Genomic DNA, 12,647 nt, shown 5'->3' on the forward strand with positions numbered 1-12,647 from the left:
CCTAGAATGTGATAACCCCATCAGTTTACCCGAGAGGGGCAAGGCGTTGGGGGAGCCCGTCCTCCCAGGCGAGGGAGGGCTCGCCGGCAATGAGCGGTCGCGCGTAGCGCTCGAAGTCGACGGTGAGCCCCATGCCGTCTGCGGTGATCCAGCTCGTGGGGACGGGTTTGGTCCGGTTGGCGACGGCGTGGACGTCCACCGTCTCGATTGAGCAGCCGTAAGGGGCGTCCCCGCTGCGCCTGAGGGCGCACATCCGCTCGCTCCCGCCGCGCTCCGCCGCCTCGACGCCAGCTGCGCCCAGCGCGAAGGCCTCGTCCAGATCCGTCGCGCTTGCGCAGTGACTGGCGCAGCGCTGCAGGGTCGAGATCTCGACCGCACGGGCCTTGACGCCCAGGCGCTCCCTCACGAGCTGCGCCAGGTACCGGCTGGTGCCCGAGAGCGCCGCCAGGTGGCCGAAGGCGTCGCGCCGGGTCCCGGGCGCGTTGGTCCGCTCGGCTACGAGGCGCCCGTCAGGCGTGCGTGCGCCTTCGCTCGCGGCGAGGATGACGCTGCTCTTCTCGGCCAGGAGCCCCTCAAGCCTGCCGAGCAGGGCGTCGACCTCGAGCGGCGCCTCGGGCAGGAGGATGACGTCGGCCGCGGGGACGCCGCCTTGTGTGGCGAGCGCCGCCGCCGCGGCGAGCCAGCCTGCGTCGCGGCCCATGATCTCGACCACGGTGACGCCCTTGAGGTCATAGACGTCCGAGTCGCAGGACAGCTCGCCGATGGAGGTCGCCACGTACTTGGCCGCCGAGCCGTAGCCCGGGGTGTGGTCCGTCCCGACCAGGTCGTTGTCGATCGTCTTGGGGATGCCGACGAAGCGGACGCCGCTGCCGACGCGTGAGCCCCAGGCGCCGAGCTTGGCGATGGTGTCCATGGAGTCGTTGCCGCCGATGTAGAGCACCGCGTCGACCTGCTGGCGCTCGAAGGCCGAGAAGAGCCTCTCGTAGGTGCCGGCGTCTTCCGATGCGTCCGGGAGCTTGTACCGGCAGCTGCCCAGCCAGCTGGCAGGCGTGTGGCGCAGCAGCTCGAGCTCGACGCTCGTGGGGAGCGCAGCGTCCAGGTCGACGGTGCGACCGGCCAGGAAGCCCTCTATGCCGTAGCGCATGCCGACGGCGTGGGCTCCCTGCCTGCGGGCGGCACTCACTACGCCGGCGAGACTGGCGTTGATGGCGGCCGTCGGGCCGCCCGACTGGCCTACGAGGACGTTGCGAAGGGTGCCGTGCGTATCGCAAGGGGTGCCGTACATGCCACATACCTCCCGGGGGACGGTGCGAAGTAGAACGCTGCAGAGGGAAACGCCGTGGAGGCGACGCTACGACAGGAGCATGCGGTCGTTCGCGAGCTCGCCGCCCGAGGCCTCCTCGAACTTCTGGAGCAGGTCGTGGACGCGCAGACGGCGCTTCTCGTCGTCGCGCGCATCGAAGATGACGTTGCCCTCGTGCATCATGATCAGGCGGTTGCCCAGGCGTATGGCGTCGTTCATGTTGTGCGTGACCATGAGCGTGGTGAGGCCATGCCCCCCCACGAGCCTCTCGGTCAGGGCCAGGACCTTGGAGGCGGTCTTGGGGTCGAGGGCGGCGGTGTGCTCGTCCAGAAGCAGCAGCTTGGGCTTCTTGAGGATGGCCATGAGCAGGGTGAGCGCCTGGCGCTGACCGCCGGAGAGCAGGCCCACCTTGGAGGTCAAGCGCTCCTCGAGCCCCAGATCGAGCTCGGCCAGGCGCTCTCGGTAGGAGGCGCGCTCGTCTCTGGTGATGCCCCAGCTCAGGCCGCGACTCTCGCCACGCCTGGCCGCGAGGGCGAGGTTCTCGACGATCTGCATGTCTGCGGCAGTGCCGCGCATGGGGTCCTGGAAGACGCGCCCCAGGTCAGTGGCCCGCCTGTGCTCGGGCAGCCGGCTGACGTCGCGACCGTCCAGAATGACCTGCCCGCCGTCGAGCGCGAAGACGCCCGCGATGCTGTTGAGCAGCGTGGACTTGCCGGCGCCGTTGCCACCGATGACGGTGACGAAGTCGCCGGGCTCGAGGTGGAGGTCGACACCGGTGAGCGCGGGCTTCTCGTTGACCGTGCCCTTGTTGAAGGTCTTGGTGACACCCTTGAGGACTAGCACGAGCGCTCGCCCCCCTTCGCGTAGGCCCGGCGTTGCCGACCTCGCTCCCAGACGACGGGCACGACCAGCGCGAGCGCGACGATGATGGCGGACAGGAGCTTCATGTCGTTGGCGTCCATGCCCAGCTGCAGCACGACGGCGCGGATGAGGAAGTAGACGACGGATCCCACCACGGCGGAGGCCAGGCGGCTACCGAAGGCCTGCAGCTTACCGGGGGTCAGGCGGCCAAGCACCTCGCCGATGACGATGGCGGCCAGGCCGATGACGATGGCACCCGTCCCCATGCCGATGTCCGCGTACTTCTGGCTCTGGCAGATGAGCGCACCGGACAGGCCCACGAGGCCGTTGGAGAGCATGAGGGCGATGAGCTTGGCGACGCGCACGTCGATGCCCAGGGCACGGCACATGTCCTCGTTCTGGCCGGTGGCGCGCAGCGCGGAGCCGATCTCGGTGCCAAAGAACCAGTAGAGGAGGACGATGGCCAGGACCGCGACGACGATGCCCACGACGAGCGCCGCCATGCCCTGCGTGACGTGCAGAAGCGATGCCACGCGGGTGAAGACCGTGTCGGCGTTCAGGAGCGGGGTGTTGGACTTGCCCATAACGCGCAGGTTGATGGACCAGAGCGCGATCTGGGTCAGGATGCCCGCAAGGATCGCCGGGATGTCGAACAGGGTGTGGAGCAGCCCGGTGACGGCGCCCGCCACGACGCCCGCAAGCATACCGAGAAGGACCGCGACGAGCGGGTCCAGACCCATCCCCACCGAGCAGACGGCCGCGACGCAGCCGCCCAGGGCAAAGCTTCCGTCTACGGTGAGGTCCGCGATGTCGAGCATCTTGTAGGTGATGAAGACGCCCAGCACCATGATGCCCCAGAGGATGCCCTGGGAAACGGCTCCCGAAAGCGCTAGCAGCATGTGGTTCTCCCCGACATGGTCGTTATGGTTTGCCGTGTACGGCCCGACGCCGACCGGGGAAAGGGACCCGGCCGACGGCGATCTGCGGTACCCACAGTCTAAGGCAGACGCCTCGAAGGCGGTCTCCTGATAAAGCGGACGTCTGGCAAGGCGGGGCCCTAGGCGTCCAGCACCGAGAGGTCTATGCCCAGGGTCTTGGCGGCCTCCTCGTTGGTGGTCAGCGTGCACTCGGAGACGTCGAGGTGCTCGATGGGCATCTCGGCGGGCTTGGCCTCGCCGTTAAGGATCCTGACGGCCATCTCGCCTGCCTTGCGCCCCAGCTTGCCATAGTCGATGCCGTACGTGGCAAGTCCTCCGTTGCCGACCATGCCGCTCTCACCGCAGATGATGGGGAGCTTGTTCTCGGTCGCGACCATGGCGACGGTCTGCATGCCCGCCGCGATGGTGTTGTCCGTGGGGGCGTAGATGACGTCCACCTTGCCGATCATCGACTCGACGACCTGCTGGATCTCGTTGGAGCTGGAGACCGTGTAGTCCTCGGCGTCCAAGTTGCGCGCGCTGGCGGCGTCGTGGGCCATGCCCGCCTGCACGCTGGAGTTGGACTCTGCGGTGCAGTAGAGGACGGCAACCCTCTTGGCGTTGGGAAGGAGCTTCCGCAGCAGGTCGAACTGCTCCTCGACCGGGGTGAGGTCGGAGGTACCGGTGACGTTGCCTCCCGGGGCGTCGTTGTCGGCGACGAGACCGGAGGCGGCGTAGTCGGTGATGGCGGTGCCGACGATGGGGATGTCGGCCGTGGCGCCCGCCACGGCCTGGCAGGCAGGCGTGGCGATGGCGAGGATGAGGTCGTTGCCGTCGTTGACCAGCTTGGAGGCGATGGTCTGGCAGGCGGACTGGTCGTTCTGGGCATTCTGCTGGTCGATGGTGTACTTGAGGCCAGCGGCGTCGAGCGCCTGGACGAAGCCGGCGTTCGCTGCGTCGAGCGCCTTGTGCTCGGTCAGCTGTAGCACGCCGATCTTGAACTGTCCGTGGTCGGAGGGGGAGCCATCCGAGCCGGTGTCGGAGCAGGCGGCGATCCCAAAGGCAGCCAGCCCTCCGAATACTGCAAGTGCGTCGCGACGCGTGATGTTTCTGGACATGCCGACTTCCTCCTCCTAGGTTCTGCCGCGCTCTGGTGCGCGACGACGGGTCGCTTTCGTGTCATCAGGACCTTCCTGCCACCCAAGGACGGTGGTGTGACCGGACCATCATCGCCGCATGCGCCCCATGGAACGCCTTGCAATAACAATTGATTACAGAGTCGTAACCGGCGCCGTGGCGGGCGTGTCGTGCGCGGGTGCCATGTCCGCGTGGCGGGCGTGTCGTGCGCGGGCGCGCCGTGTCCGCGTGGCGGGTGTGTGTCGTGCGCGGGTGCCATGTTGGCTCAGGCATGGCCAGCGCATGTGTCGTCCATGTGCCCATCGTCCGCGCACGACGCGCCCCAGTCGCCGGATGGCGGGTATAAGGCCGATAGGGTTCCGGGGTCGTGCTCCCCGGGGCTGGTCTTCTCGCGAGGGGAGTGGGGTATGTACGACTTCATGTTTCACGTTCCGACCAAGATCTACTTCGGCAGGGGGCAGATATCACATCTCGCCGAGCTGTCGGACTTTGGCCAGAAGGCACTGCTGGTCTACGGCGGCGGTTCCATTAAGCGCAACGGCATCTACGACGAGGCGATTCGGATCTTGACCCACGCTGGCATCGAGGTCGTCGAGCTTTCGGGCGTCGAGCCCAACCCGCGCATCGAGACCGTTCGCCGTGGCGTCGGCCTCTGTGCACGGGAGGGTGTGGACATGGTGCTTGCCATCGGCGGCGGCTCTACCATCGATTGCGCCAAGGTCGTGGCGGCTGGCGCCAGGTATGACGGTGACCCATGGGACCTGGTACTTGACGGGTCGAAGGCCGCTTCGGCACTGCCCATCTTCTCGGTCCTGACGCTCTCTGCGACGGGTTCCGAGATGGATGCGTTCGCGGTCATCTCCGACATGTCCAAGAACGAGAAGTGGGGCACCGGCGCCGAGTGCATGAAGCCGACGATGTCCGTGCTTGATCCCAGCTACACGTTCAGCGTGAGTCCCAAGCAGACCGCAGCCGGCACGGCCGACATGATGAGCCATACCTTCGAGAGCTACTTCTCGATGGACGAGGGTGCCTACGTGCAGAAGCGCCTGGCCGAGGGGCTCCTTGGGACCATGATTCACTTTGGTCCCATCGCGCTTGCCCACCCGGATGACTACGACGCCCGCGCCAACCTCATGTGGGCGGCAAGCCATGCGATCAACGGCCTCGTAAGCGACGGCTGCTCGCCTGCCTGGTGCGTTCACCCCATGGAGCACGAGCTTTCCGCGTTCTACGACATCACGCACGGCGAGGGGCTGGCGATCTTGACCCCCGCCTGGATGGAGCATGTCCTGGATGCCCAGACCGCACCGCTCTTCGCGGCGTACGGCTGCAACGTCTGGGGCCTGTCCGGCGTTGATGACATGAAGGTGGCGCGTGAGGCCATCTCCAGGACGCGCGCGTTCTTTGTCGAGGCCATGCACCTTCCTGCAACCCTGCGCGAAGTCGGCATCACGGACGAAAAGAACTTCGAGGTGATGGCTCGGAAGGCGGCCGATGGCTGCAAGGGGTCCTTCGTCGCCCTGTCGCAGGATGACATCGTGGAGATATACCGTGCGGCACTGTAGGTAGGACGTTTCGTGACGCTGGCATCTTGCGGTGTCGAGGCGGAATGCTGTGTACTGTGCTGCGGGGCGAACCGCTGTGCTGCGGGGCGAACCGCTAACCTCGCATATTCTGTAGTTGGGATCGTTCTCATACGAGGTTAGCGGTTGCTCACGCCTGCGGGTGCTCACGCCTGCGGGTGCTCACGCCTGGGGGTAGCGGTCTTTGCGCGCTTCGCCTCTCAATAGGGGTGTAGTAGCAGGTGGTGCAACTTGCTCTGCTGGCGGCATGCCTCCCTGTCCGTAGCTGCGGGTTTCCTGCCCAGGGCACGCGTGACCTGGCTTGCCAAGACCTGATACTTCCTGAAATCGAGCATCTGCTCCTTTGTCACATGCATGACATGCCTCCCCATGGCCGTGAGCGCGTTCGAGCGCTCGTCGTCCTCGGCGAGCTTCGAGCGTTTTGTATCGGCCGAGTGGAAGAGATCGCTGTCATACTCGACGACGAGGTGCCGTTCAGGCCAATAGAGGTCCGGACGGTAGCTTACTGTCCTTCCCCCGGTACCCGTGAGCTCGAGCAGCTCGTTTAGATGTGGTTGGGGGAGCTGGAAGCCACCGTAGCGCCTCTGCAGAGTAAGCCCAAGGGCAAGTGCGGTCTCCATGGGCGAGTAAGAGTTGGGCATGGCATGACTTGTGACTCGCCGCAGCATCTGGATTCCCTGATGCCCCTCATGCGCATCCACGAAGCCATGCAGCTCGTTGGCTGACAGGAGCGTCTCTGTGCCAAAGCTCGTGTTGCCTCGGATTGGGGCAAGGCGATAGGTTCCCATGAGCTCCATTGCGACGAGCGTCAGCCTGATGGTGCCGGCCAACTGGGAATATGGGCTGCGGTTGAGCCGCCTTCTGTCATCCATGGCCTCAGCCGAGGTGCCCGTGCGGCGGTCACGTCGAAAGACGTTCGAGCACAGCTGTAGGAGCGTGAACGATGGGGAGCTCACCCACACGTCGTCGCTCACTCTCCAGAAGGGGTCTGAGGGAAGGCGGGCGCTCCAGCGGTGGAACGCGACTTCGGGCGAGCGGACCCGGTTTTTATCAGGTAGCAGCAGATGAAGCGGCCTTTCGAGCGACCCTAGCGCGCCTAGGCAGGCTAGGGCGGAGCATCCGCTCGAATCGAGCCTGTCCCGTCGTGGCCATCGATCGGCGATCTCGCCCAATTCGCGGTAGGTGCCAGAGTCGACACTTGCGGCAAGGCGGTAGTACTCGAGCGCTGACTCGTGCGAGAGAACTATCATGCCCGCCTCCGTGTGATCGATTGCTGGTATCCGGCACCACTGTGCATCATGCCGCTTGCAGTGAGGCCGTTTTCTATTTGCCTCAAGGTCGCAGTCATTCGCTTTTCCGCCAACCCATGCATTCGCTCGACGCCATGCATGACATGCATGACATGTATGTAGACGGCCACGGTCACAGGACGGCCACAGCCACAGGACGGCCACGGTCACAGGACGGCCACGGTCACAGGACGGCCACAGCCACAGGACGGCGCCACGGACAGCTCGCGCGGCGGACCACTTGTCGTCCCTGCCGCCTGCGACCGTGCTTGACAGGGTGCCTGACGCAGCACGTAGCCTGGTGCAACATGAATACGCTCGGATGCGTCATGCTGCTTCAAAGTGGTTGCGTTATGATGAACTTCGTTTAGGCCTGTGCTTTTAGGCCTGTGCTGGGGGACACAGCCGACACGACCTTGACTTGCTCTTGGAACGAGCCGCCGAAGACGGCGGGGCGCATCGCTTTTCGAAGGAGAGGATATGGCGAGAAAATTCAAGTCGATGGACGGTAACGAGGCCGCGGCGTACGTCTCGTATGCCTACACCGAGGTGGCGGGCATCTACCCGATCACACCGTCCAGCCCGATGGCCGACCACGTCGACCAGTGGGCAGCCCAGGGCATGAAGAACGTCTTCGGCACGCCCGTCAAGGTCGTCGAGATGGAGTCCGAGGCGGGTGCCGCCGGCACCGTCCACGGCTCGCTGGGCGCAGGTGCCCTGACCACGACCTATACGGCGTCGCAGGGCCTTTTGCTCATGGTCCCCAACATGTACAAGATTGCGGCAGAGCAGCTGCCGGGCGTCTTCCATGTCTCCGCACGTACCGTCGCCACGCAGGCGCTCAACATCTTTGGCGACCACTCCGACGTCATGGCCTGCCGCCAGACCGGCTTCGCCATGCTCGCCGAGACCAACGTCCAGGAGGTCATGGACCTCGCGCCCGTCGCCCACCTGTCCGCCATCGAGGGCAAGGTGCCGTTCCTGAACTTCTTCGACGGCTTCCGCACCTCCCACGAGATCCAGAAGGTTGCCGTCTGGGACTACAGCGACCTGGCGGACATGTGTGACATGGATGCCGTCCAGGCGTTCCGTGATCATGCCCTCAACCCCGAGCATCCCCATGCCCGCGGCAGCCACGAGAACGGAGACATCTTCTTCCAGCACCGCGAGGCATGCAACTCCACCTACGACGCGCTGCCTGCGGTCGTCCAGGCCTACATGGACAAGGTCAACGAGAAGCTCGGCACCTCCTATCACCTGTTCGACTACTACGGCGCCGAGGATGCCGACCGCGTCGTCGTCTGCATGGGCTCCTTCTGTGACACCCTCGAGGAGACCATCGATTACCTCAACGCCCATGGCGAGAAGGTCGGGCTGGTCAAGGTCCGCCTGTACCGTCCGTGGTCCGTCAAGGACTTCGTCGCGGCGCTGCCCGCATCCGTCAAGAAGATTGCCGTCCTCGACCGCACCAAGGAGCCCGGCTCCATCGGGGAGCCCCTCTACCAGGACGTCGTGTGCGCCCTCGTCGAGTCCGGCATGGGCGGGATCCCCGTCATCGGGGGCCGTTATGGCCTTGGCTCCAAGGACGAGCCGCCTGCGGCTGCCTTCTCCGTCTACGACGAGCTCAAGAAGGACGAGCCCAAGCGCGAGTTCACCATCGGCATCGTCGATGACGTCACCAACCTCTCCCTGCCCATGGACCCCAAGGCTCCCAACACTTCGGCCGCTGGCACCATCGAGTGCAAGTTCTGGGGCCTCGGCGGCGACGGCACGGTGGGCGCCAACAAGAACTCGATCAAGATCATCGGCGACCACACCGACAAGTACGTTCAGGCATACTTCCAGTACGACTCCAAGAAGACCGGCGGTGTGACCATCTCGCACCTGCGCTTCGGCGACGCCCCCATCCGCTCGCCCTACTACGTCACCGCAGCCGACTTCGTCGCCTGCCACAACCCCAGCTACATCATCAAGGGCTTCAAGATGGTCCGCGACGTCAAGCCAGGTGGCAGCTTCCTTCTCAACTGCCAGTGGAGCGACGAGGAGTTCGCCGAGCACATGCCGGCGAACGCCAAGCGCTACATCGCCGAGAACGACATCAACGTCTACCTGATCGACGCCATTGACCTGGCAGCCAAGGTCGGCATGGGCAAGCGCACCAACACGGTGCTCCAGTCCGCCTTCTTCGCGCTTGCCAAGGTCCTGCCCGCCGAGGACGCCCTCCGGTACATGAAGGACGCGGCGACCAAGTCCTACTCCAAGAAGGGCGAGGCCGTTGTCGCAGCCAACCACAAGGCCATCGACGCAGGTGCCACCGCGTTCCGCAAGTTCGAGGTGCCGGCCGGCTGGGCCACGGCCGAGGACAGGCCCGACACGCTGGCGCTCGAGGGCCGCGAGGCCATCGTCAAGCAGGTCAAGGAACTCCTTGGGCCCATCAACAAGATGGACGGCGACTCCCTGCCCGTCTCCGCCTTTGCGGCCAACGCCGACGGCCAGTGGGAGCTGGGTGCCTCCGCCTACGAGAAGCGCGGCACGGCGGTCATGGTCCCGCGCTGGGACGAGAGCAAGTGCATCCAGTGCAACAACTGTGCCTACGTCTGCCCCCACGCGACCATCCGCCCGGTTGCCATGAACGCCGAGGAGGCCGCCGCCGCACCCGAGGCCATGAAGACGGTCGGACTCAAGATCCCCAAGAACACCGGCTACACCTTCACCGTCGCCGTGTCGCCGCTTGACTGCATGGGCTGCTACAACTGCGTCGCCATCTGCCCCAAGAGCGACATGAAGGAGGGCGGTGCCCTCACGATGGTGCCCCAGGAGGAAGAGGCCGCCCAGGTGGCCGTCTGGGACTACGCCGTCAACAAGGTCTCCGAGAAGGGCGAGCTCTTCTCGGACAAGACCACCAAGGGCTCCCAGTTCAGGAAGCCTTTGCTCGAGTTCTCCGGCTCCTGCGCCGGCTGCGCCGAGACCTCCTACGCACGTCTCGTGACCCAGCTCTTCGGTGACCGCATGTTCATCTCCAACGCTACCGGCTGCTCCTCCATCTGGGGCAACCCTGCCGCCACCTCGCCGTTCACCTGCAACGCCGAGGGCCATGGCCCCGCGTGGAACAACTCGCTCTTCGAGGACAATGCCGAGCACGGCCTAGGCTTCAGCGTGGGCTACGAGGCCGAGCAGAACCGCCTGGTCGCTGCCACCGAGGCCCTTCTCGCGACCGACGTCTCCGACGAGTTCAAGGCGGCCGCCCAGGCTTGGCTGGACTCCCGGGGCGACGCCGCCGCCTCCAAGGCTGCGGCTGCGGCCTACGTCGCGGCACTCGAGGCCAACGGCTCCGATGCCGCCAAGGCGATCGCCGCTGACAGGTCGTTTATGACCAAGAAGTCCTTCTGGATCTTCGGTGGCGACGGCTGGGCCTACGATATCGGCTTCGGTGGCCTGGACCACGTCCTTGCCTCCGGCAACAACGTGAACGTCTTCGTCTTCGACACCGAGGTCTACTCCAACACCGGCGGCCAGGCGTCCAAGGCCTCCAACATCGGCCAGGTCGCCCAGTTCGCGGCTGCCGGCAAGGCGACCAGCAAGAAGTCCCTCGCCGAGATCGAGATGAGCTACGGCTACGTCTACGTCGCACAGGTCGCCATGGGCGCCAACCTCGCCCAGACCCTCAAGGCCATCGCCGAGGCCGAGGCCTACGACGGTCCGTCCCTCATCATTGGCTACAGCCCCTGCGAGATGCACTCCATCAAGAAGGGCGGCATGATCCACTGCCAGGAGGAGATGAAGAAGGCCGTCGACTGCGGCTACTGGAACCTCTTCCGCTTCAACCCCTCCGCTGGTCCGGGCAAGAAGTTTGTCCTCGACTCCAAGGAGCCGAAGGGCGGCTATCAGGAGTTCCTGATGAACGAGGCGCGCTACGCCCGCCTCACCAGCGAGTTCCCAGAGCGCGCGGAGAAGCTCTTCCAGCGCAACGAGGAGGCCGCCATGGCTCGTTACCAGCATCTCCTCAAGCTCAAGGACCTCTACGCCGAGGCTTAGGGACCAGAGGCGGTGGGCTGCGACGTGAGATTGTGCGCAGTCACGAACCCATAGGCTAGGCTGGCCGGGCTGGGGGCGTAGCGCCTCCGGCCCGGTCTTCCTCGTCTCGTGCGACCATTCGGGAGGTTTTTCGGGCGATTTGTCGATTATGCCAGGCATCCGCATGCGCTAGGGTTTGCTGCGCCCGATATTGGACCTGGTATCGGAAGGTGCTGCCCGGGGCCTTGGGTGGCACATGGCCATGACGGGAAGGTGCGATCACATGCGCGAGAATCGTATTCGCAGGCTGCACGCTGCGGCCGTGGCCGCTGTGGCGGCCGTGCTGTCCGCCGCGCTTGTCGCCTGCGGGGGGCAGGCCGCCCCCTCGGGTCAACCCGCCGACACCGATGCACGGCAGTCCGAGGCCGTGGGGTCCGTCGACGTCAAGGTGGCGTCCCTCAAGGGCCCGACCTCCATCGGCCTCGCGTCGTTCATGGACAAGGCCGCAAGCGACCCCGGCAGCCTGGCCAACGCATACGACTTCACTGTGGCCGGCTCTGCCGACGAGGTCGTGCCCTCCCTCATCCAGGGCGATGTCGACATCGCCCTCGTCCCGGCCAACGTCGCCTCCGTCCTCTACAACAAGACCGCAGGCGGTGTCGTGGCCCTCGACGTCAACACGCTCGGCGTTCTCTCTGTGGTGACGGCCGATTCCGGTGTGGTGGACTTCTCGGCGCTGTCGGGGCGGACCGTCTACATGACGGGCAAGGGGGCGACGCCCGAGTACGTCATGAACTACCTCCTCGAGAGGAACGGGCTTGCCGGGCAGGTGACGCTCGAGTTCAAGAGCGAGGCCACCGAGGTCGTCCAGGCCATCTCCCAGGACCTTGATGCCGTCGCCGTGCTGCCGCAGCCCTACGTCACGGTGGCCTGTGCCAAGAACCCCTCGCTCAAGGCAACCATCGACCTCAACGATGTCTGGGACACGGCGTCTGCGGACGGCTCAAGGCTCGTCACGGGTGTGACGGTGGCGCGCAGGGAGTTCCTCGAGGAGCATCCCGACGCCGTCAGGGAGTTCGTCGAGCGGCAGTCCGCCTCCGTCGATGCGGCGAACGCCGATCCTGAGGGCACGGCGCCCCTGGTCGTGAACGCGGGCATCGTGGACAGCGAGCAGATCGCCGCGAAGGCCATTCCCGGATGCCATCTGGTCTGCCTGACCGGGGACGATCTCAGGGGGGCGCTCTCGGGCTACCTCAAGACCCTCTTTGATGCCGACGCCAGTTCCGTGGGCGGCTCTCTTCCCGGTGACGACTTCTACTACGCCGGGTAGCTCGCCATGCGGAACGCATGGTCCTGGGACCCCGGATCGCCGGCCTCGGCCATCGGAAGCGAGTGTTTCTGCGAGTACTTTTGCGAGTGCTTCTAGAGTACTTTTAGAAGTGAGCACCTTTTAGTCCCCTCGGGGGCATCTCGCGTCCGAGAAGTGCGTATCTTGCGATATCATCGCAGGTACCGGGCTTGTCGAAATTGCCAGAAGTGA

Annotated in this window: 8 protein-coding genes; 3 read left to right on the plus strand and 5 right to left on the minus strand. The window is 65.4% G+C overall.

Going from position 1 to position 12,647, the window contains the following annotated elements; genetic code table 11:
• Nucleotides 1-25: 25 nt before the first annotated feature.
• From OLSU_RS02435 to OLSU_RS02450, 4 genes are all read right to left on the minus strand, one after another.
• A complete protein-coding gene (locus tag OLSU_RS02435) occupies nt 26-1,285 on the minus strand; it encodes a diphosphate--fructose-6-phosphate 1-phosphotransferase (protein WP_013251360.1) in 1,260 nt (419 codons plus the stop codon).
• Between the two features lie 66 nt (nt 1,286-1,351).
• The gene (locus OLSU_RS02440) at nt 1,352-2,146 is read right to left on the minus strand and encodes an ABC transporter ATP-binding protein (RefSeq protein WP_013251361.1); all 795 of its coding nucleotides are present in this window, start codon (nt 2,144-2,146) and stop codon (nt 1,352-1,354) included.
• Complete coding sequence (locus OLSU_RS02445) at nt 2,140-3,063, minus strand: ABC transporter permease (RefSeq protein ID WP_013251362.1); 924 nt, start codon at nt 3,061-3,063, stop codon at nt 2,140-2,142. Before OLSU_RS02445 ends, OLSU_RS02440 begins: the two co-directional genes overlap by 7 nt.
• A 158-nt stretch (nt 3,064-3,221) precedes the next feature.
• Nucleotides 3,222-4,199, minus strand: coding sequence for an ABC transporter substrate-binding protein (locus OLSU_RS02450; protein ID WP_013251363.1), 978 nt, complete (start codon nt 4,197-4,199; stop codon nt 3,222-3,224).
• Between the two features lie 426 nt (nt 4,200-4,625).
• Here OLSU_RS02450 and OLSU_RS02455 point away from each other — a divergent pair, with 426 nt between their 5' ends.
• Nucleotides 4,626-5,786, plus strand: a complete 1,161-nt coding sequence (locus tag OLSU_RS02455) for an iron-containing alcohol dehydrogenase (RefSeq protein ID WP_013251364.1) — start codon at nt 4,626-4,628, stop codon at nt 5,784-5,786.
• A gap of 218 nt (nt 5,787-6,004) precedes the next feature.
• On the opposite strand, the gene OLSU_RS02460 is transcribed toward OLSU_RS02455, so the two are convergent.
• The gene (locus OLSU_RS02460; protein ID WP_013251365.1) at nt 6,005-7,054 is read right to left on the minus strand and encodes a hypothetical protein; all 1,050 of its coding nucleotides are present in this window, start codon (nt 7,052-7,054) and stop codon (nt 6,005-6,007) included.
• 519 nt (nt 7,055-7,573) lie between these two features.
• Here OLSU_RS02460 and nifJ point away from each other — a divergent pair.
• Both nifJ and OLSU_RS02470 read left to right on the plus strand, forming a co-directional pair.
• Nucleotides 7,574-11,128 (plus strand): pyruvate:ferredoxin (flavodoxin) oxidoreductase, encoded by a 3,555-nt coding sequence (gene nifJ / locus OLSU_RS02465; protein ID WP_013251366.1) that lies wholly within the window; start codon nt 7,574-7,576, stop codon nt 11,126-11,128.
• A 262-nt stretch (nt 11,129-11,390) separates the two neighbouring features.
• Nucleotides 11,391-12,437, plus strand: a complete 1,047-nt coding sequence (locus tag OLSU_RS02470; protein WP_013251367.1) for an ABC transporter substrate-binding protein — start codon at nt 11,391-11,393, stop codon at nt 12,435-12,437.
• Nucleotides 12,438-12,647: the final 210 nt, after the last annotated feature.

Origin of the sequence: Olsenella uli DSM 7084 (assembly GCF_000143845.1) — a bacterium.
In the GTDB taxonomy this organism is placed as follows: domain Bacteria; phylum Actinomycetota; class Coriobacteriia; order Coriobacteriales; family Atopobiaceae; genus Olsenella; species Olsenella uli.

Coding starts and splice junctions, on each gene's coding strand:
- OLSU_RS02435 (WP_013251360.1), bottom strand. CDS start 1,285: ATGTACGGCACCCCTTGCGATACGCACGGCACCCTTCGCAACGTCCTC.
- OLSU_RS02445 (WP_013251362.1), bottom strand. CDS start 3,063: ATGCTGCTAGCGCTTTCGGGAGCCGTTTCCCAGGGCATCCTCTGGGGC.
- OLSU_RS02450 (WP_013251363.1), bottom strand. CDS start 4,199: ATGTCCAGAAACATCACGCGTCGCGACGCACTTGCAGTATTCGGAGGG.
- OLSU_RS02455 (WP_013251364.1), top strand. CDS start 4,626: ATGTACGACTTCATGTTTCACGTTCCGACCAAGATCTACTTCGGCAGG.
- OLSU_RS02460 (WP_013251365.1), bottom strand. CDS start 7,054: ATGATAGTTCTCTCGCACGAGTCAGCGCTCGAGTACTACCGCCTTGCC.
- nifJ (WP_013251366.1), top strand. CDS start 7,574: ATGGCGAGAAAATTCAAGTCGATGGACGGTAACGAGGCCGCGGCGTAC.
- OLSU_RS02470 (WP_013251367.1), top strand. CDS start 11,391: ATGCGCGAGAATCGTATTCGCAGGCTGCACGCTGCGGCCGTGGCCGCT.